Here is a 22336-nt window from a genome sequence, read left to right on the forward strand (position 1 = left end):
TTTAGTCTTTATCAATATTTTTTGCATTAACTATTACAATTTGATTTCCTCTCAGAAATCTGATAGGGGCTGCTTCAAGAAATTGGACATATTTGTCTGGTTCTGATAGTTTTTTTAAATTTTGCTCAAAATCAATAGGTTGGAAAGGTAAAAGGTTACCGCTTTTAAGAAAACCACTAATATTTATTCGTCTTTCAACGTAAAATATTTTTGGATTTCTAGGATCTTGTTTTTTAATTGCATCTTCAAGCTCAAGCAAAGTCGCACTATAAAGTCCGCCTCGATGGAAATTATTAGAATTTATAAAAGGATATTTTTGGATTTTGTCAGTTAATTTATATTTATCAAAATCATTAATCATCCCAATTTGTTCAGCTTCTGCTTCTTCTCTAGTTTGAGGACCTTGGGCTGGTAAAGGAAAATTTTGTTGGAAAGTTACGGCTTTTTGCACTGAATTTTGTGAAAAAAGGCTTGGTTTTTGATTTATCAAGTTTTTTTGGCTTGTAGATTTAGGTTCGCTTTGATTTTGATTTTCAGGCTGACTTTTAGTCTCAGGGGTATCAGTATTTTGGTCAATTATTCAATAAATACGATAAATTGCATCTTTTATTGTATTAGTTGACTCATCTACATGTGTTTTTTGGTCATTAAGAAAAAAAGCACGCGGTTGAACTTTATATTTTCGACCATCTTTGCCTGTTATTGAATATTTTTCTAATTTTTCAGCCAGTTCTGCTTTTTTTTGGTAATTTTTATCATTAAAAATCGGAATATCCAAATTTGTTTTGGTAATATCTTTGATAACTTGATTAGCTCTATTCAAGATTTTATAATTATAATTTCATCAAAAGGAATTTGAAACAGGTTGTCTGGTTGCAGCTTCTATCTCGTCAGTGATGAAATCAATCAAATCAAGACCGATTGCAATTACTTCATTTTCTTGGGTTGAATTTTCTTGCGCTTGCTGGTTTTGGGATTTAGCCTCATTTTCTCTTTTCCTTTTAATAGTTAATTTAGCAAGCTCCTTGATTACTTTATAGCGTAAATATTCTTCTTTTAATTCCAAATTATTTACAGCAATACCTGATCCGAAATGTTCGGGTAAAAATTCTGGAAGTGCCTTTAAATCTGTGGATTTTAGGTATTTTTCTTGTGACTGTTTTCATCGTTTTAAAAATTCAGAAGGTGTTAAATAAGATGTGCCTTGATAATATTTTTTAACAATTTCAGCAAAATTAGGAGTTTTAGCAAGTTTTTCAAGTTTCTTTTTAATTACATCATTAGATTCGTTTGGAATAAAATTTTGTAAATTTAATTCTGAACTAAAATTGTAAATTAAATTCGCAAAGGCAGTATTTGCAATCTCCTGAGTTTCAATTGATAGGGGTACATTCAAAATATCGGTTAATAAATTATATTTTTCTGGGTCTTGATTTTCGATGCATGAAACAACAATTAGCGGGAAAGACAAAGGGATTATAGCCAAAGATTTTTTAAATTTTAATTTCATTTTTACACCTACTTCTAAGCCTTAAATAAAAAACTAAAAGAAAAAAGATATTCTTTTAGTTTTTTCACTTTGTAAAATGATACCATATTTTTCAATTTATGCTTCATTTTTTGCATAAATTTCTTCAAATCCATTTCGCCTTCAAAAAAACCCTTTAAAAACATCATTATTTTGTAGTTTTGCGGCGTTTTCGCGTTGATAAAGAGCTAAATTTGAATAATATTCTTTTGAAAAAAAGGGAATAATTCCGTTATAAATTAGTTTTAATGATTTTTTATCTAAAACTATTTTGCAATTTGGAACAGGAAAAAAAATAAAAATAGCATCATCAGGTTTTTTTAAAACAGCTTTTATATCAAGACGAAAATCAATTTTACGTAATTTCATTAGAATATTAAAATTATAAAAATTATGATCGCCGTTAAAACTAAAGATTAATTCTTTTTTATAAAAGTCGTTAAATTCGACTAATTCTTCCAAGGTTTTTGCTTTTTTTATAACAACAGCCGTCATTCTTGGTGAGAAAAGTTTAGTAAAACTAGGAACAAGTCAATATCCATCTGATAAGTGGTTAACTTTTATTTTAATAAATTTTGAAATTTTTTCTCTTAATCGGATATTAGCCATAATATTTTGAAAAAAAGTTTGCTATTCCTTCGGTATCATTTGAATCTGTTATATAATCAGCATGTTGTTTTACTTCTTCAGACGCTTGACCCATAGCGATAGCTAGTTTAGTTTGGCCAAACATTGAAATATCATTTTTTGCATCGCCAAAAGATAAAGTCTTATCGAGATTTAGGTCATAATTTTGCTCTAAATAATTTAGTCCTTGACCTTTGTTTGAACCAGAAATCATAATATCAATTACTGAAGATTGGGACTGAACAAAATAAATTCCTTGAACATTTTTAAGTTCGTCCATTGATTTTTCAAAAAGCTCAGGGTTACTATCTCGTTTAATAAGTAAAAATTTTACCACGTCAAGATTAGAAATTTCGCTCTGGGATAAACTTTCATAGTCGTAAAATTCTAAAGGCAATTTTTCAGCTTCAGAAAAATTTTCATTTTCATTTTTAAGGAAAGAAAATCACGGGCATGTTGTTTGTTTTTGGCTAAAAGCTAGCATATTTTTGGTTGTATAAATCAAGAAAAATACTTGATTTTTGGCTAGGCTCTTAAAAATTTCTAAAACTTGACTTGGACTAAAAGTTTTACTAAAAACAACAGATTCATTTTTATAGTCATAAATCAGTGAACCATTGCAACTTATTATCGGAAAATCTGGTTTTAGTGCAAAATAATATTTTTTTATAAAATATCAAGGTCTACCCGAGCAAAAAATAATTTTTTTGCCATCTTTTTTTAATTTTTCTATTGTTTCAACAGATTTTGGGCTGATTTGGTGATCAGATTTTAATAAAGTTCCATCGAGATCGAAAACAAAATTTTCGATATTTTTTAATTTTTCTTTGATAGTATTATTGTTTTTGTCCATAATATGCGTTTTTACCATGTTTTCGGTTATAGTGTTTTTTTTGTAAAACAATATTAGCCTGACTTTGATCAGGATTTATTTGTTTTGTATAAAAGGCCATTTTTGCTACTTCTTCAAGAGTCATAGCGAGTTTAACAGCGTCTTCTGCAGATTTATTAGACCAACAAAATGGTCCGTGTTCTTTTACTAAAACGGCCGGAGTTGCAATAAAATCAATATTATTTTTATTAAAATGATCGACTATAACAACACCGGTGTTGTGTTCATATTGACCATTGATTTGTTCGTCAGTTAATGAATTTGTGCAAGGAATTGAACCATAAAAATTGTCAGCATGGGTTGTTCCTAAGGCAGGAATTTCTTTGCCAGCTTGGGCTCAAGCCACTGAAAAAGGCGAGTGAGTATGGACAATTGCCTTAATTCGTGGATCTGCTTTATAAAGAAGTGAATGAGTTGGTGTGTCACTTGAAGGATTTAAGTCAGTTTCAAGAACATTATTTTCAAGATCAACAGGAACCATATCTGAATATTTCATTTTTTCATAAGAAATTCCACTAGGTTTAATTACATAATATGAGCGATCTGAACTTATGGCCGAAACATTTCCTCAAGTGTGAAGCGCTAATTTTGACTTATATAATAAAAGATTAGCCTCCAAAACTTGTTTTTGCAGTAAAACTAATTCGTCCCTATCTTTGATTTTCATAAGCAATCCTTAAATTTTCAATAAAGAAATCACGTGCTTTTGCGATAATTTGGCTTTGTTTTGCCATATTTTCAGAAAGTGGCAAATTTTGGTCAAAATTTTCTTCTTTGTGCCACATTTCAATTACAAAAGGCACGGCAATTTGGGCTTTTAAAATATAGCTAAATACAGAAACAAAATCGACATCACCTTGGGAAAACTCAAGATTTTTAAAAATTCCAGGGAGAGTATCTTTAAAATGAAAGGCAACAATTTCTGATTTTCCTAGTTTGATTTCTGCTTCTAAATCATTCGAAAAACGGGATAAATTACCTAAATCCGGGTATAAAAGCACGCCTGAGCCAATTTGTTTTTGAAGATAAAGTAGTCTTGAAATTGTTCCGGCAAATTTTGTATCCATTGATTCAAAAGCGATTGTGACACTATATTTTCTTGCTAATTGAACAATTTTTTTCATTGTTTGAATGAAAAAAATCTCAGAATCAGGATGAGGCTGCTCATAATAAATATCATATGCAGCAAGTTGAATAATTCTAATTCCGAGATTTTTTGCCAAAATTAGCGCTTTTTCCATAATTTCAAGCGCTTTTTGGCGAATTTTTTCATCTTTTGCGCCAAAAGGAAATTTTCGGTGCAATGACAGACACAAAGAATTTATATAAAAATCATTTTCAAATAAAGTATCACGAATTTCTTTAATTTGATTTTTAGAAAAATCAAGACGAGCAGCAAATTCATCGCTTTCATCAACAGACATTTCAATAAAATCAAATCCTGCTTTTTTTGCCACTTTAATTTTGTCGACAAATGTCAAACGTTTATCAATCGCTTTTTCGTAAATTCCTAAAGGAAAATTAATTTCAGTATTTTTTAAATTCATCCTTAAATTCCTTTGCTTTTTCTTCAGGATTCGCAGCATCACGAATTGAACGGCCGGCAATAAAAATGTAAATTGGAATATCTTTAAATAATTTAATATCCTCAACTTCAACTCCGCCAGTAATTGTAACTTTGAAGCCTAAATCCGCGAGTTTTTTTACAATATCAATATCTTTTTGGGCTCATTTAACTCCGCTAGCTTGCGAATCGCGCGGACGGTGTCAAACAACTTGGGGAACACCTGCATTTTTTCAGTCTTGAACTTGTTCTCAAGTAAAATTATTTGTCATTTCTACTTGAATTTCAAGACTTTTAGCCATTTTTTGACTGTAGTCATGAGAAAGATTGACTAAATCTTTGATTGTCGGAGTTTCTGCTGCACAAATTACAGTTGTAAAATCAGCGCCTGAGTCAAAAAACATTTTTCCAAAAATGTTTCCAGCATCAGCAATCTTACCATCAGCAACAATTATTTTATCAGGAAAATTTTTTCGAAGTTCAGAAATAGCTTTTTTACCTTCAGCGGCTAGTAAAATTGTTCCAACTTCAATAACATCAATATATTTTTCTGCTTTTTTTGCAGACAATATCGCCTCTTCAATACTTTGATTATCAAGAGCAATTTGTAAAAGTGGTAGCGCCATGTTTTATCCCTTTCCTTATAAATTTATATATAAATTATACATTTTTTTATGATTTTTAGATCATTTTTGGCAAAATAATCAACTGTGATTCAAATTTTTGAAATATTAGATCATTTTTTTATTAATCATTAAAATATCAAAGTAAAAATCATACCTATTTCAAATATTTGGATTATTAGGAACGCCATCAAACTGCAAACTCAAAAAAGGTAACTATCAAGGCAAAAACACTAAATTTTAAATCTAACACTCATGAATGCAAAATCTACTTATTAATCAAATAAAGCAAACTAAAAAAGCTAAAATTTTAGCCAAAAAGCAAAATTATGAAATTTTTAAACTACTTTTTTAGTTAAAACACTAACAAAAATCAAAGAAAATACAACTACTATTTAAACTCAATGTAAATAGAAAACTCATTTTTACTTACATTGAGCCTAAAAAAATATGTGAAGTTTTGAAAGAGCCATAATCAAAAGCCTTAAATTTATAGATTTCTAAACAGTTAAATTTAAGGAATTCCATCATATTTAAAAATATAATGGATAATTCGCATTTTCTGATTTTTTTAGACAAAAAACATAATTAATTCCCCCTTAATTCAATATCCAAATTTATTAATTATTCTTAAGTTGTAGATATTATAACACATTTTATTTTAGATCAAACATTTTTTTTTTTTTTTTGAAACGGTTAGTTTTAAAATAATAAAAATTAAGATTCTAGGCTAAAAAACATGGATTTACCGGTATTTTTTCATATTTGTATTCAATAAAAAGTAAATTTTTGCATCAAATTGAGAAACTTAGGAAAATAATTGACGGGATTTAAATTTTTGAAAAATTAGATCATTTTTTTGTTAGTCGTTAAAAACCGGGTAGTTAGTTTTTTGACTAAAGCATTTTTTTAAACTAATTTTTTACAGGCAAATTTGCTAAACAAATAAAGTCAAAAATTTCATATATATAATTTATATTTATTATATATGTATCTAGATTTTATGCCCAACAAAAAAAATATTTTTTTTGTTTGTTTATTTTTAAAAAAAGTGTATAATTTCTAGCAGGAAAAATAATGCAATCAAAAAACTCTATTAGAAAAGCATGAAAAAACAACATTAACATTATTAGTAATTTTAATGTTAAGTTTTCCATTTTCTTTGAAATAGTAGTTTTTGACTCAATTTGTTCATAACATTAAGTTATATAGGATAAAAAAACAAAAACTACTATCTTTTTCGATAGTAGTTTTTGTTTTTAAAAAAGGAGGGAAATGAAAAAACTTTTTATCGGTTCAGTACTTAGTGTTTTCAGCACGGCAGTTTTTGTTTCATGCTCAATTCAGCCCGCTTGAGAAAGGCAAGAATGAATTACGACTGTTAATTCTGACACTTCGGCTCCTGGTGCGTTTAAAACTTGAACTAACACTTTTACCTCGCCTTCAATCGCTAGTTCGTATTATACAGCTTCTTATTTAGTCCAAACTGTTTATGAAAATAGCGTTGAGATCAAACAAGATGGAATTAGCGAAGAATCCAAAGAAAAACTTGACAAAAGTTTCAATTATTCTATCACAAAGCCGACATATAGTTATGAGTCTTTTGTTAATGCTGCTGCGATTGTAGTGCGAAAAAAAGACGGCAGTGAGTTAGTTTTTGACAGTGATGCTCATGAAAAAGGTTATCTTGAACCTGGGCAGACAACCAATTCGCTTGTTATTAAATTAAAATCAGACCAAAAAAATTCAATTAATTCTGACTTTTTTGTTCAGGCGCTTGACGAGGCTGAATCAATTCATTTTTTCTTAAAAAATGACGTAAAATGAGTAGACTATCAAGGCAATCCGACCGAATATACCCTAAAACCTGAAGATTATTACTACGGATTTAAAGCCCAAAGACTCTCAGATCCAGAATATCGCGCAAGTGTTGGCGGAAGCAAAAAAATTGACGAAGAAGCACAGAAAAAAATTCCTAATTTCGATCCAAAGTCAACATATTTTACAAATACTGTTATTAATTGGTATTTATTAGATCTTTTTGGACTAGATTTGGCCGATTTGGACGATGAAAATAAATATATTGAACAATACAAAGGCAAAAACGCTAATTTTCAAGGGCAAAAATCGGTAAGTTTTTACAAAGGTGCCTCAAAAGATAAGGTATTTTTTAACGGATTTTACCAAAAGTCAATACTTGGAGCGATGTTTTACCCGGCGCCTTCTGGATTTATCGACAAACGAAACAGTGAAACTCAAACTATAAAAGCCGGAAAACCTTCAGGTCGTTTTGGCGAAACTGGCGAGGCACTTAAATATGGAGCCTACTGGTATGGCGAAGATTTCCGCAAAGATCAGCTTTTTGTCTCTCCATATACCCAACTTAGTCAGGAAACTCATCGCGAGACTTGAAAAATCAATAAATATTACCCACGAACTGGCTGAAAAGAGCAATTACCTTATATTTTTAACAAAATTACGACTCTTTATTCTAAATATAGCAGTCCTTCAGCTTTTGAAAATGCAAAATTCAACTCTTATCGCGAACAGACACTATTGGCTACCAGTTTTGATCAGCTAAATGATTCAATTAAAAATTTAGTTTCAGGTGATCAAGAAAGATACGGCTGAAAACTCAATAAAGCAGAAAGTAAAGATGATTTGCACAAATGGTATTACTCTGTGCTTGTCCCAGGTTCGCTAAAACAAGAATTTAGACCGGAAGTTGGCGTTGCTTTTGATGAAAAATACTATGGATTTAATGATAATTTTGCAAAATTAAATTTTGGTGCTTCACTTGCTGATATTGCAAAAGGAAATGCTAAAGTTGTTGAAAATCTCATTTCAGGTCCAAGTCTTGAATTTCGGCAAATAATTGCAAATGCCTGAAATTTATACACAACAGCCCAATCAATTTCAAACTCAAGCTTGCCTTGATATAATTTTGTCTCACCTGATAACAAAATTACCTCAAAGCCAGATTCAAAAACACCCCGCGATTTTTACCAAGAAGCAAATACAATTAAACTTGTTGATCAAACAGGGGAAATACATTATACCAAAACTCCCGAAGATGAGAAGAAAAAAAATTTTGAAAATGTCAATGATGCTGCTAAACAATTCCAGGCACCCCAATTTGAAGCGCTAAAAACGCGCATGAAAGCATTACTTGATGATTTTTATGCCAAAAATAACATTCCTGCTGACCAAAAAGTTGAATGAACAAACCACAGTTTTTATGTTAACTCTTCCAACAAACAAATTGCCGCAGTTACAAGCGGTGCAAAAGCGATAATGGATCTTGATCCGCGGCTAAAAGTTAACCTAATTTGGCCAGTGACAGACCGAACTCGCCGTTTAAATTATTTACTAACACGAACAGGCGGGCTTGATTTTGGCGGTTGACATTATGACTATGACGGAATTGGGACAGCTTTAGACGGTAAAATTCAGCGAAACGGTGTGGGTTATGCAATGCTGTCAGCGATTTATGCCCAAGGTCCAGAGTCAAAAATTGCAAAATCCTATCCGCACGTGTATCGTTATGCACTTGCTGTTAAAGATTTTTTTGACAAATTTGCCCAAAAAGGTTACATAAGAGAATTCAAAGACTGAAAAGATGCACCAAATGCGCCAGATTTTGGCGCAACAGATCAGCATTTGGCTCCTGATCTCACTTATTTTTTCACTGGTGAAGTCAAAGAAGGTCCTGATCCAAAAGATGCAACTAAAAAAGTTATGAAATACAAAACTTTTGTTGACCAAATTAATGAAAAAAAAGACAACAAAAACAAGGTTTCTTTTGATTTTAGCGCCCAGTCAGCAATTTTTAACCTGTCCTACCAAGAAGAAAATTCTGACGAAGAACTGATTCAATTAAGTGCGGAATTAACCTCACTTTTAGGATTTGGACTTAATGATCTTTTGAATGTAGCATCTTCAACGCCATATGCATTTTTAGAAAATCCAAACATTTCAATTCCATATTCAAACAATACCTATTCAGGTTTTGTTCCGCCGGACATGATTACAATTAAGCCACTCAAAGAAAAAATCCAAAACCTTAATAAAAAAGGAACAAATTAAAAATGATATTAAAATATTCTCTGAAACGGTTAGGACTTGCGCTTTTAACTTTTGTGGCAATTTATATTTTAGTTTTTGTTTTACTTGCTAATTTTTCACCTGATCCTTTTGGTGATGTTATTGATAAAGGCGCAAAAGGATCTGACCAGGCCAAAAAAATCGCTGATTTACACGCAAAATATTATTTTGACCAGCCGACTCTGACAAGACTAGCTTATTATACGGCCGATATTTTTCAAGGAAACTTTGGTGCCCGTTTTAAAACTGGCGAAGATGGCAAAATTCCTGAATTATTTTTCATGCCTTTGCGCTATACAATTTTAGTTTCTTTGCCTTCATTTTTAATAAGTAGCACTTTAGGACTAGTTCTTGGAACAATTGCCGCTTATCGGCGTGATCGACTTGAAGATGCGGCAATTTCGGGAATTTCAACTTTTTTTGTTGCAATTCCATCGTTTGTCCTAGCACCTTTTGTTGTTTTAATTGCAATTAAAATTGGACTTCCTTTTGAGTTTAAAGATGCCGAAACCTACGGGAGTCTAACTTCATTTGCCTCACTTTTGCCGCCAATTTTTGTCTTTACGATCACTTCAATTGCTGGCTATGTTTTTTTAGTTCGAAACCAAGTTATTAGTGTTCTGTCGTCTGAATACATTTTGATCGCAAAAGCAAAAGGGCTTTCAAAATTGGACATTTTTTTCAAATATGTCCTAAAAAACGCAGCAATTCCGCTTGTAAGATCTTTGATTTTTTCTTATATTATTCTCCTTTCGGGTTCAATTGTCCTCGAGCAATTTTTCCGAATTCCGGGTTCTTCAACCATTTTAGTTAGTGCTGCCTTTGATGGTGAGATTAATATTTCAATGTTTTCAATTATTTTCTTTACTTCGCTTTCATTAGTTGTTGATATTATTGGTGATTTAAGTTATGTTTTTATGGATCCGCGAATTTCTTTTGGTCAGGATTCACCAGTAAGTTACTGAGCGCGAATTAAAAATTGAAAAGCACGTAATTATCGACCTGCGGAGGAAAAAAATGCTCGATCCTAAAGAATTTAACCAAAAATATAATCTCAAAGAAAACCAGATAAAACTCCTTAAATTAGCTAGTTTTTCGGAAAAAAACTACCAAGTAACAGGAAAAATTGTTGAACTCTGAAAAGATACAATCCAAAAATTTTTTAAGTCAAAAATCTCACTTATTTCCACGCTTTTATTTCTTAGTGTGCTAATTATTGCAATTTTTACAATAATTTTTAGCCCGTATAGTGTCAATAAGCCAATTTCAAATGCCGATCCTTCGCTTGTCTACGAACAGCTGCCAAGCACTTTAGGGACAATAAAAACAACAATTTCAACCGATATTCTCGAGAAAATCCGTGCAATTGAGGTTGAAAAAAATATTACCCTAATTCAAGGTTCAACAAAAGAATTATTCCCAAACCGTTGAGAAATTAACGTGAATCCTTATCAAGTCATGAGTGCACTTGAAAATGGCAAAAATTTCATTTCACTAGTTGGAACTGACCAATTTGGTCGTGATATTTGACTTAGAACTTGACAAGGAACCCTAAATGCGCTTGGAATTTCAGTACTTATTGCTTTAATTCAATTTTTAATCGGAATTGTGCTAGGAACTTATCTTGGTTATCACATTGGAAGCTGAATTGACAATATTGTTCTTAGAATTATTGACATTTTTGGCGCAATTCCTTGAATTATTATCTTTATTATTTTTATTGCAATTTGAGGACCATATACAATCACAATTATTATTCTTTTATCTCTTACAGGCTGGACAATTCCAACTTATCAAGCCCGTTCTTATACTGTTATTGTCAAAGACGAAGAATATATTTATGCAGCAAAAGTAATTGGCGCTTCAAAATTCAGACAAATTTATTCACACATTTTGCCAAATATTCTCGGAAAATTACTCTCAACTTTTATTGCAAGTATTTTTTCATCAATTTCAACAATCGCATCACTTGCTTTCCTTGGATTTTTACAAGAAGGACCGGAGTCATCAGCAAATTTAGGTCTAATTATTAACTCTTCAGTTCCTCTGGCGGACAAAAATCCAATTGCCTTGCTTTTACCTTCAATGGTTTTGGTTGCCTTAGCAGTTACAAGTCGATTTATTGCCAACGGAATTCATGATGCCCTTGATCCTCGAGTTGGAGGCAGAAAATAATGGAAAAAAAACGTATTTTAGACGTAAAAAATCTTCGTGTTAGTTTCAAAACCGGCAAAAAACAGTATCTTGAAGTGATCAGAGGCATTGATCTTAGTGTTTATTCAGGCCAAATTGTTGCCTTTGTTGGCGAGTCAGGTTCAGGAAAGTCTGTCTGTTCAAGGTCACTTTTAGGAATCAATAATTTTGCAAAAACTACTGCGACAAAAATGGAAATTGACGGTCTTGATGTCGCAAATTTCAAAAAAGACTATCAGTGGCGCCAAATTCGCGGTCACAAAATTGGCTATATTCCTCAAGACCCTTTGGTTGCCCTAAATCCAACCCGGACAATTGGCAAACAATTGCTCGACAGTCTCAAAAACGACAAGCGTTTTAAATCAAAACAAGAAAAAATTGACTTTTTAATTAAGCTACTTGAGTCTTTTGGACTTGAAAATGCAAAAGATCGCTTTTATTCTTATCCGCATACCTTATCTGGCGGAATGAAACAACGGGTAGTAATTGCAATGGTAGTCGCCGCTCAGCCTTCAATTATTATTGCCGATGAGCCAACAACCGCCCTTGATCCAACGGTCCAGTCTTCTGTTTTGGCACTTTTAGATAAAATTCGCCATCAATATAAAGTTTCAATTATTTTTATTTCCCATAATATTTCAATAGTTGCGAAATTTTGTGACTATATTTATGTAATGTATGCTGGCCGGGTTGTTGAAAAAGGAACTCGCCAAGATATTTTTACAAACCCAAAACACCCTTATACTTGAGCGCTAATTTCGGCAATTCCCGAGGGCTCAAAAAAAGAAGAACTCTATACAATTAGCGGGAGTCCGCCTGATTTAAGACACCTAACAGCCGGTGACCCTTTTGCTCCAAGAAACGATTATGCCTTAGAACTTGATTTTGAAAAAGAACCGCCACTTATTAAAATTTCTGAAAGCCACTATGCGGCCACTTGACTTTTACATCCTCAAGCGCCAAAAGTTGAACTAAATCCTGAATTAAAAATGAGAATAAAATTATTTAAAGAAGTATTATAATGGAAATTGCATTACAGACAAAAAAATTAGAAAAATATTTTATAAACAAATTTGCGACCGTCAAAGCTGTTGATGGAATTAATTTATTGTTAAAAAAAGGCCAGATTTTAGGCATTATTGGCGAGTCAGGTTCAGGAAAAACCACAATTGGTCGCTGTCTTGTTCGGCTTTATGAAAACTTTGGTGGTCAAGTTCAACTTTTGGGTCAAATTATTTCAGGTAAAAAACTCTCGCGCAAACAAAACCTTTTTTTACGAAAAAACATGCAAATGATTTTTCAAGATCCTTTTTCTTCGCTTAATAAGCAAAAAAATATCTACTCAATTTTAAAGGAAACACTCGTAATTAACGGCATAATTAAATCCAAAATGAAAGATATTTTTCTTGACTGAAATGATTTAATTTTTCACTTTAAACGAACTCTTGAAAAAAAATACCTTGAAATTGAGCTTTTAATGCTTCAAGGCCAAAATCACGAACTCGAGCAATTTTTTGCCTACTGACAAGAGCAAATTAAAATAATTGAAGATGAACTTGAAAAATTTAGTCCTGAAAGTGGCAATCAAAATTTAAATAACGAATTTTTTGGCCAATATTTACTTTATTTTGAGCGCAAACAAAAACTTTTGGCAAGTATTTATAATTTAGCTTATGAAAATGTGGCCAAATTACACGACTATTTTTACAAAATTCAAAAAATTTACCGTAAAAAAGAGCAGGCAAAAGTTGAGGCCGAATATCGCCAGTCCCTAAAAGATGTCGAAGACCTAAGATCACTAATTAAAGCCCAAAAATCATTTTTCAAAAAAACACTCAATGAATCAGGGATTAATTTAAAAAAAGAGGCTAGTCAAGAACTCTTTAAATTTACAAATCAAAACAACCTTGTTTCATCTTATATTGCCGAATTTTTCTACGAGTACAAAATTGCAAATAATAATGCCCTAACTTCAAGGGATTTGGAAAAATATTCTTTTTATAAAAAACAGGCAATAATTAACCGCCAAATTAGCAAGTTTTTAGCCCATCACAGTCGAAAAATCTGAGAAAAAAATTTATTTTCCTTTTTGGAAATCAGCCAAATTGAGCAAATTATTGAAATTTTGAATAATTTCAAAAAAGAGATGTCAGAAACTTATAAAAACGTAATTTTTGACAAAACAAATGCAAAAAATTACATGAGTACAAAAGATTTTCGTGCTAAAATTTCTGAACATCTTTTGAAAATTGAGCTAAATAGCTTCCTTGAAAGTGCAAAGAAAAACAAACAAATTTTTGCCCAAAAAGTCAACCTTAAAACAAAATATCTCCAATTTAAAAATATTTACACTGTTAATAAAGAAAGAGGTAATTCTAGTACTGAAAATATTGAAAAACTTGCAAAATTAGAAGAAATTTTGGCAAAAAAACAAGTCGAATATGATACAATTAAAAACGAATTTATTCAAAACTACAACAACTGATATAGCGAGCAAATCAAAGAAATAAACTTTCAAAAACAGGCTCAAACTGATTTTTTTAGCAAAATTTCGCTCTTAGAGAAAAAAGTTCTTGCAATTCACCAAAAATTTATTGCAAAAATTAAGTCAACCGCCGAATTCAGCAACCAAATTCGAAACATTGACAACCGTTTTAATGAAAAAATCGCCATAATCAAGACGCTTAATGTTGAAAAAATCAACATTAGGAATGTTTATAAAAACATTCAACTTTTTTATGGAATCAAAAAAGCGCCTTCATTTTTTCTGCTAAAGCGTTCAATTAAGAAATTTATTCTGAGCGAACTAATTTATGAAGCACTTGAAAATGTTGGACTTTTACGCTCATTTGCCTACCGTTATCCGCACGAGTTTTCTGGCGGTCAGCGTCAGAGGATTGCAATTGCCCGGGCTTTAATTGTTGAGCCAAAAGTTATAATTGCCGATGAGCCAATTGCTTCACTTGACATTTCAATTCAGGCACAAATTATTAACTTGTTAAAAAAATTAGTTAAAGAAAAAAATCTTTCCTTAATCTTTATCGCCCACGATCTTTCTGTTGTTGAATATCTTGCTGATGAAGTTTTAATTATGCATGCTGGCAAAATTGTCGAAAAAGGTAAAACTGATGAAATTTTCCAAAATCCAACTCATCCTTATACAATTAATTTATTAAATTCAATCCCGAAAATTTCAAACGCTCATATTCCATTTAGTCCAATTTTATTTAATAATGTCTATCTTGAAGAGCAAAAATTTCCTAATGTTATTGAAGAATTAAAACTGACCCAAAACCATTTTGTCTATGGAACTAAAAAACAACTTGATTCTTGGACTTTAAAAAAAAGTTAAAACTAACCAAAAATAAGTAATTTTTAGTCTAAAAATTTGAAATCTAGACTTTGGCAATATTATCATTGATCCTTTAGACTTAAAAAAGTCCGAGACCATTGATTTAATAGCGATGCTTTTGGAAAATCTTCAAAGAATTTAACATTCACAAAAAGAAACCTTAAATAAACAGATTAATTAAACAAATTAATTACCCCTTGAGTTTTAACAAAAGGGGTTTTTTATTATTTTAAAATTAACCCTTTGAAAAAAAAAAAAAAAATGTTTGGTCTAAGAAAAAATTGTGTTATAATAAACAACACTAAGAATGAATTAATAAATTGATATTGAATTAGGGAGGATTTAATTATGTTTTTTGTTTGAAAAAATTAAATATTGCGAATTTTCCATTATATTTTTAAATATAATGCAATGCCTTAAATTTACCCGTTTAGAAATCTCAAATTTAAGGCTTTTAATTATGACTCTTTCAAAACTTCACATATTTTTTTAGGCTCAATGCAAATAAAAACGAGTCTTCTATTTGCATTGAGTTTAAATAGTAGTTGTATTTTTTCATGATTTTGTTATTTTGTCCATAAATTGATTTTTGCCGGGGCAGTTTAACTAAAAAAGTAGTTTAAATATTTTGTAATTTAGCCTTTTAAGTTAAAACAGCCAAAACAAGTAATTTTTAGTCTAAAAATTTAAAATACTAAACTTTTTTGTTAATAAAAAACTTTTATGCTGGAAAATTTGAAAAAATTCTTTTTTTTGCCGATTTTTAATGTATAATTAATTGTTGTATTTTTAATTAAGTATCTTTATTTTTTTATCTAGACAACCCGAAAATCTTTATATTTTAAATTATTAGTTTGGAAATTATATGTCAAAAATTTTAGCAACCCCAAAAGCAAGAGCGATGGCTAAGCAAGCAAATATCGATCTTGTTGACCTTAAAATTGAAGGACGAAAAATTGAGTCATCCGATGTTGAGAATTATCTAAATTCTCTAAAATCTTCGCCTGCTCCTGCAGTCGAAGCTCCAAAAGTTGAGGCTCCTACTCCAAAAACCCAACCAGCCTCAACAACCACAGTAAGTCCAACATCAAAACTAGATGGAAGACGCGAAAAAATTGCTCCAATCCGTAAAGCGATTGCAAGAGCAATGACAAATTCATGAAATTCTGTGGCTTATGTTAATTTAGTAAACCAAATTGACGTAACAGATCTTTGAAAACTTCGTAAATCTGTTTTAGAATCAGTGCAAAAAACAACTGGGATAAAACTAACATTTTTAGCTTTTATTGCAAAAGCAATTTTAATTGCACTTAGCGAATACCCAATTATTGCTGCAAAATACGACGAAGCTGCAAATGAAATTGTCTATCCTGATACTATAAACTTAGGTTTGGCCGTTGATACTGAAGCCGGTCTTATGGTTCCAGTAATAAAAAATGCCCAAACTCTTTCAATCGTTGAAATTGCCAGTGAAATTGTTAGACTAGCCAAAGCAGCTCGTGAGCGTAAAATCAAACCAAGTGAAATGCAAGGCGGATCATTCACTATTACTAATTATGGATCTGTTGGTTCTCTTTATGGTGTTCCGGTAATTAATTATCCAGAATTAGCAATTGCTGGAGTTGGTGCAATTATTGATTCAGCCGAAGTTAAAGACGGACAAATTGTTGCAGCCAAAATTATGCATCTAACAGTTGCAGCCGATCACCGTTGAATTGATGGAGCTACAATTGGTCGTTTTGCCGCAAGAGTTAAAGAATTATTAGAAAAACCAGAAATTTTAGGAATTTTATAATGTATAAATTTAAATTTGCTGACATTGGAGAAGGGCTCCATGAAGGAGTAGTTGCCCAAATTTACAAAAAAGAAGGCGACCAAGTTAATGAAGGTGATTCGTTGTTTTCAGTTGAAACTGACAAAATTACCGCTGACATACCTTCGCCAAAATCCGGAAAAATTGTTAAGGTTTTAATGGCTGAAGGTGACACAATTCACGTTGGTCAAGAAATTTATTATATTGATGATGGATCAGGTGATAGCGATGTTGCCGAAGTTAAAGAAGTTAAAACTGAAGAGAAAAAGGAAGAAGAAGCAAGCGGAGCAAGTGTTGTTGGTGAAGTAAAAGTAAGCAATGATCTTTTAAGTTTTGATTTTGGTCCAAAAAAATCAACACCAAAACCAGCTAAAACTCCTGCCCCAAAAGCTGAAAAAGCACCTGAAAAACCTACCTCTTCTGTAAATACTGGCAAAGTTTACCAAGGTAAAGTTGACCAAGAATTTGATGTAATTGTTATCGGTTCAGGTCCTGGTGGTTATCTTGCAGCTGCCGAGGCAGGTAAAAGTGGTTTATCAACCTTAATTGTTGAAAAAGAATATTGAGGTGGTGTTTGTTTAAATGTTGGCTGCATTCCAACAAAAGCAATGTTAAAAACTGCCGAAGTTCTTGATTATGTAAGTCACTTTAGCGACTATGGTCTTGAAGGAAAAACTGATGTAAAAATTTCCTGAGAGAAAATGCACCAACGAAAAACTGAAGTTGTTAACAAATTAGTTGGTGGAGTTAAGGCAATTGTAAAATCAGCAAGAGCTACAAGCATTTTTGGTGAGGCCAAATTCCTCGGTGCACACGAAATTTCAGTTGAAGATAAAGTTTATCGTGGAAAACATATTATTCTTGCAACTGGGTCACGTGACCGTAAATTGAATTTACCTGGTTTTGAACAAGGTTACCAATCTGGAAAAATTTTAACTTCAAAAGAAGCAATTAATCTTGAAGAAAAAATTAATTCAATTGTAATAATTGGTGGTGGTGTTATTGGTGTTGAATTTGCCCAAATTTTTGTCGCTGCTGGAGTTAAGGTAACAATTTTACAAAATCTTCCAAGACTTTTAGCAAACCTTGATGGCGAAATTTCACAAATTATTACAAAAAACTTAACTGACCGTGGTGTTAATGTTGTCCTAAATTCTAATATTATTAGCTATGAAAATGATAGTATTATTTACGAACTTGACGGAAAAAGACAACAAATTAGCGCTGATAAAATTTTAGTAAGCATCGGTCGTGAGCCAAATTCTGAAGGTCTTAGCGAAGTTGGAGTTGAACTTGATGCTCGCAAAAGTGTTATCGTTGATGACCAATGCAGAACAAATGTTGATGGAGTTTATGCAATTGGTGACCTTTGTGCAAAAGCAATGCTAGCCCATGTTGCTTACCGTCATGCCGTTGTTGCAGTAAGTACAATAACCGGAAAAGGTGAAAAATATAACGATAAAACCGTTCCAGCTTGCGTTTATACTCACCCTGAAATTGCTTCAGTTGGTCTAACTGAAGAACAAGCAAAAGAACAAGGTTATGATTTTGTAGTTGGAAAAGCTAGTTTTGCTCACATTGGTAAAGCAATTGCTGCCGGAGATGCCCACGGATTTGCTAAATTAATTGTTGATAAAAAATATGGCGAAATTCTTGGTGCTCACTTTATCGGTCCAGTAGCTACTGATATGATTTCAGAAATTGTCGTTTCAATGGATGCTGAGGTAACAATTCATGAACTTGCAGCAGCAATTCACCCACACCCTACTTATAGCGAAGTAATTTGAGAAGCAGCCCGTGCTGCACAAGCAAAACTAAAAAGATAAAATCAAAATTAGTCAACTCAATTGATTTCTTCAAAACATCAAAAAAGGAAATTATTGATTTAATTTCCTTTTTTTAATTTAGTGCAAAATTTTAATTTTTAACCTTTAGACTGTCAATTTTCCCGAGTTTCCCAGTTTTAAGGCAAAAATTCATTTTTTAGTGAATATAAATATGAAAAAACACCCGTAAATCAGTGTTTTTTGAACGTAAAACCTTAATTTTTATTAATGGCATTTAATTATATTTTAAGTAATTTTATGGTATAATTATAAATTATGAAAAAACAAAATAAAATGGTTTTATTGAAGTAAACAAATTGTTTGTCAAAAAACCTAAATATTTTAAGGAAATTTCAATCATGAAATTTGAAACAAGTTATTTACAAACAATCAATTAACTGAAGTTGGTTTAGCAACGATGTTGCAAAAATTAAGACAAAGGGTTGAGTTTAATACTTTAGATCAGCAAATGATATTTAAAAATCGCGAAGGCGTTCCTAGTGATCCGAATATTTGAAATAGGTATGATTTTTACTTTGATATCTTAATAAATCGGTAAAAAAATTGTAACTAACTTTTACCAAAAAACTTAAAAAACTGCCTAAAACCAGATGCTTTTTTAAAATTACCTTATGAAACTGGGAAACTCGGGATTGATTTCTTCAAAACATCAAAAAAGGAAATTATTGATTTAATTTCCTTTTTTTAATTTAGTGCAAAATTTTAATTTTTAACCTTTAGACTGTCAATTTTGATGTATTTAAATTTGTCTTTAACTCTAAATTTGTATTGCTTCATTTTGACAGACATTTTTTCAATATTCTGAAATAAACATACTATTTTACAATATTTCTTTGTTTTTTTTTTTTTTTTGCTAGAATTTTTTATAGAATACTTAGGAGGAAGTGTGTCGAAGAGTACAATCACTAAAAAACTACTAACTAAAAAAAATATTTTTCTTTTAGGTCTAAGCACTATTGCTGGTGCAGCAATTATTGCCGTTCCGCTAGTTGTTTTTGCAAATTTAAAACTAAAAAACCCGCGAATTGATGTGCAAAATCAAGCAAAATCAATTTCTTTCATTAGTATAAAGGATAAATATTTAAATGCTAATTCAGACTATTTAGATCTAAAAAAGAAACTTTTAAACGACGATAATACCAAAAAAACTGACATTGATTTAACAGATTTTTTTGATTTTTACCAGACAAATAACTCTAGCATTCCCGTTAATTTTTCTACCGATCATAATTGAAAACCTTTCAAACTAGAAATTTTTGATATCAAACCTGACGATAATGAGCAAACATTTGAGGTTTTTTGGCGAGTTTCACAAAAATTAGATGACAATAAAACAGCAATTTCTGACTTATTTAAACAAAAAGTTGCTTATAATTATGTTCCAGATTATTCACTTTCTAATTTTTCAACTTACTCAGAAGACAAGCTCAAGAAATTAAGACCTTACACAAATAGTGAGGTTAATTTTTCTTTTAAAAAAGAATTAACAAAGCTAATTTCAGTTGAAGATTTCCAAAAAGAAGTTAATAGCGCAAAAAATGACACTGAAGCTAGAAAAATTATTAACAAATATTTCAACCTTGATGAGATAATTTCACAAATTTTTAGCAATAAAAGCTTTTACTTTGAATCTGAAAGCGGTACTCAAAAACCTCGCTATGATATAAATTTGGTGAAAGATCAAATTATAACTGATCGATATTTAGTAAAAACTGCAACTCCAGGCGTTTATAAATTGACCTTTGTTGCCCAGTTTTCTTCTGATTTTTCAAAGGAAATTGCTGCTGATATTAACAAGAATTCCAAATTTTTCCTTACTACTCAACTCAATTTAAGTGATTCTTTCCTTGATAAGTCAATTAGTGATGATATTGTTTTAAGTGAATTTTCTGACAGTGATTATTTTGCAATAGATAATTTTAGTCAAAATAATTCAACTTTAATTACAGGGTGAGATTTTCTAAATTACTATAATAATGAAATTTTTGCAACCAAAGAAAATCGCGCCAATTTTCTTAATTCACTTATTGAAAAAATTGTAAAAACACCACTAATATCAAAGATCAAATTCCAAAATAAGCTAGAAAATTTAAATTTTAACCAAATTTCAAAATTTTTAGACGTTCAAATAAAACTAGACACTGAGCAAGTCAATTTAGATTTTAAAGATAACAATGTTGTTGCCCAAATTAATGGTGATATTGTTATTAAAGATAAAAGAAACGATAAAATTGTTGCTACAAAAAAATTTTCACAAAGTATTAAAAATTTTGAAATATTAGCTCAAAATGATCCTGATTTTGCAGCTTTAGTTGACAAAAGCAGTTTGACTATTGAACCAAAACTCCAAAAACCAGCAAATCAAAAAGGAATTCCAAAAGACGAATTATTAGCACTAATTCAGTCAAATAATTTTGATAAATTAAAGAAAGTTCTTCAAAATTCTCGTTATTATGGTTTTAGATTTGACGAAACTCAACTAAAATCAATGGTTGATAGTTACAATTTGCCAACTGTTGAAGATTTAATTAAAAATTCAAATGTTGATGATGCAGCCTCCAAAGGTATAACATCAATTTTTTCTAATTATTTTAATAGTCATGAGAAAATTTCACAATTTTTGTCATTTCTATCAAAACAAGACATTAGTTTTGTCGCAAAATATTGGTTTGATTATCTTAAACATTTTAAATTAATAGAAGATAAAACAAACTGGCCAGAAAATTCTAATAGTAATGAATTATTTAAAAAATTAAGCGACATTAAAATTAAGCCTACAAAACAACCGCGTGGTCAAATTAATGATGACGATTCTGAGCCAACAGTTTGACTTTTTTCATTTAACTATGGTTTTTTAAATACTGAAAAACCTCTTGAAAATGGTTTTTATATCAGTGATGAACTTAAAAATACGCTTAATTTGATGAAAACAAATTCATCTTTTAGTCCTGAATATTTTATAAAACAGATTGAATTACAATCAAATAAATTCACTAAACCTGATTTTTCACAGCAAACCGGGAAAAATAATATTGAAAATCTTACTGATTTTCTTGCAGCTTTTTATTCATTAGCTTATTCAAAACAAAAGGATCAAAAACTTTTTACTGGTAATTTTGGAAAGGATTTTAATTACAAAATTCAATTTAGCCTGGAACCTAATTTAACAAATGTTGATGCTTTAGAAAAACCAGATGCCGAAAAATTAAAAATAAAATATTGATATAATATTGGTCCAGTTGATAAAAATGGTGATTTAGTTAGCATTATTTATCAAACAAAAAAATCAGAAATTGAACTAAAAATCAACCCTGATAACAAACTTTTAAGTGATGAAGTTGATAAATTAGATGAAATTGCCTCAACTTTTTCACCAAATTCGCAAATAGTTTTCTTAACCAATCAAGATTTTAAAGATTTTGAAGCTCAAATCAAAGCCGCCATCTCAAAATCAAAGGAAAACGAACCAGTTCCTGTTGATAAAGAAGTAGAAAAACTACCTTTTAGCAGTTATTTAATCTCAGAACACAAAGATATAAATTTAGGCTTTGCAATAAAAAAAGCAAAACCAAGTCAAACAGGGATGTCAGACACAACATCAATGCAAACTACCGACGGTGACACTAGCGGTGTAATTGAGAAAATTACTAGCCCGGCTAGCTCAGTTCAATATAATTTATTTTTATATCTTTATGATAAAAATAATCCTCAAAATTTCTCAAGTCGACCTATCCGCGTTATTATCATCGAGCACACAAGCTCTCTATTGTTAAAATAATAAACTTATAAGGGA

Annotated in this window: 14 protein-coding genes and 1 pseudogene; 9 read left to right on the forward strand and 6 right to left on the reverse strand. The window is 30.9% G+C overall.

Translation table 4 applies throughout. The annotated features are described in order from the left end of the window. Window position 1: 1 nt before the first annotated feature. The 6 genes from QJQ40_RS01530 to QJQ40_RS01555 all read right to left on the reverse strand — a co-directional run bounded on the left by QJQ40_RS01530 (window position 2) and on the right by QJQ40_RS01555 (window position 5237). Complete coding sequence (locus QJQ40_RS01530; protein ID WP_282861572.1) at window positions 2-1510, reverse strand: hypothetical protein; 1509 nt, start codon at window positions 1508-1510, stop codon at window positions 2-4. Between the two features lie 96 nt (window positions 1511-1606). Continuing rightward, window positions 1607-2137 (reverse strand): MPN499 family protein, encoded by a 531-nt coding sequence (locus QJQ40_RS01535; protein WP_282861573.1) that lies wholly within the window; start codon window positions 2135-2137, stop codon window positions 1607-1609. Continuing rightward, window positions 2130-3008, reverse strand: coding sequence for an HAD family hydrolase (locus QJQ40_RS01540; protein WP_282861574.1), 879 nt, complete (start codon window positions 3006-3008; stop codon window positions 2130-2132). Before QJQ40_RS01540 ends, QJQ40_RS01535 begins: the two co-directional genes overlap by 8 nt. Next, window positions 2992-3714, reverse strand: a complete 723-nt coding sequence (locus QJQ40_RS01545) for an L-ribulose-5-phosphate 4-epimerase (RefSeq protein ID WP_044285960.1) — start codon at window positions 3712-3714, stop codon at window positions 2992-2994. The genes QJQ40_RS01540 and QJQ40_RS01545 overlap by 17 nt, the downstream gene beginning before the upstream one ends. Further along, on the reverse strand, window positions 3698-4594 hold the full coding sequence (locus tag QJQ40_RS01550) for an L-ribulose-5-phosphate 3-epimerase (protein WP_282861577.1): 897 nt from the start codon (window positions 4592-4594) through the stop codon (window positions 3698-3700). The genes QJQ40_RS01545 and QJQ40_RS01550 overlap by 17 nt, the downstream gene beginning before the upstream one ends. After that, entirely contained in the window at window positions 4569-5237 is a 669-nt protein-coding gene (locus QJQ40_RS01555; RefSeq protein WP_282861578.1) for a 3-keto-L-gulonate-6-phosphate decarboxylase UlaD, read from the reverse strand. The genes QJQ40_RS01550 and QJQ40_RS01555 overlap by 26 nt, the downstream gene beginning before the upstream one ends. 1272 nt (window positions 5238-6509) lie before the next feature. On the opposite strand from QJQ40_RS01555, the gene QJQ40_RS01560 reads away from it, so the two are divergent. From QJQ40_RS01560 to QJQ40_RS01600, 9 genes and pseudogenes are all read left to right on the forward strand, one after another. Continuing rightward, window positions 6510-9320, forward strand: coding sequence for an OppA family ABC transporter substrate-binding lipoprotein (locus tag QJQ40_RS01560; RefSeq protein WP_282861579.1), 2811 nt, complete (start codon window positions 6510-6512; stop codon window positions 9318-9320). 2 nt (window positions 9321-9322) lie between these two features. Further along, complete coding sequence (locus QJQ40_RS01565) at window positions 9323-10369, forward strand: ABC transporter permease (RefSeq protein ID WP_044285964.1); 1047 nt, start codon at window positions 9323-9325, stop codon at window positions 10367-10369. Beyond that, window positions 10356-11513: an ABC transporter permease gene (locus tag QJQ40_RS01570; protein ID WP_282861580.1), complete on the forward strand. Its 1158-nt coding sequence runs from the start codon at window positions 10356-10358 to the stop codon at window positions 11511-11513. The genes QJQ40_RS01565 and QJQ40_RS01570 overlap by 14 nt, the downstream gene beginning before the upstream one ends. Beyond that, window positions 11513-12553 (forward strand): ABC transporter ATP-binding protein, encoded by a 1041-nt coding sequence (locus QJQ40_RS01575; RefSeq protein WP_282861581.1) that lies wholly within the window; start codon window positions 11513-11515, stop codon window positions 12551-12553. Before QJQ40_RS01570 ends, QJQ40_RS01575 begins: the two co-directional genes overlap by 1 nt. Further along, window positions 12553-14883, forward strand: coding sequence for an ATP-binding cassette domain-containing protein (locus QJQ40_RS01580; protein WP_282861582.1), 2331 nt, complete (start codon window positions 12553-12555; stop codon window positions 14881-14883). Before QJQ40_RS01575 ends, QJQ40_RS01580 begins: the two co-directional genes overlap by 1 nt. Before the next feature lie 865 nt (window positions 14884-15748). Then, window positions 15749-16678, forward strand: coding sequence for a 2-oxo acid dehydrogenase subunit E2 (locus tag QJQ40_RS01585; protein WP_282861584.1), 930 nt, complete (start codon window positions 15749-15751; stop codon window positions 16676-16678). Next, the gene (gene lpdA / locus QJQ40_RS01590) at window positions 16678-18522 is read left to right on the forward strand and encodes a dihydrolipoyl dehydrogenase (RefSeq protein WP_282861585.1); all 1845 of its coding nucleotides are present in this window, start codon (window positions 16678-16680) and stop codon (window positions 18520-18522) included. Before QJQ40_RS01585 ends, lpdA begins: the two co-directional genes overlap by 1 nt. A 370-nt stretch (window positions 18523-18892) precedes the next feature. Further along, window positions 18893-19081, forward strand: a pseudogene (locus tag QJQ40_RS01595) (IS1634 family transposase); the annotation flags it as partial. Window positions 19082-19429: 348 nt separating this feature from the next. Beyond that, window positions 19430-22321 carry a P97 family adhesin gene (locus QJQ40_RS01600; protein WP_282861586.1) on the forward strand — a complete coding sequence of 964 codons (2892 nt, stop codon included), beginning with the start codon at window positions 19430-19432 and terminating at the stop codon, window positions 22319-22321. Window positions 22322-22336: the final 15 nt, after the last annotated feature.

The sequence above is a fragment of the Mesomycoplasma ovipneumoniae genome (genome assembly GCF_030012565.1).
In the GTDB taxonomy this organism is placed as follows: Bacteria; Bacillota_I; Bacilli_A; order Mycoplasmatales; family Metamycoplasmataceae; genus Mesomycoplasma; species Mesomycoplasma ovipneumoniae_D.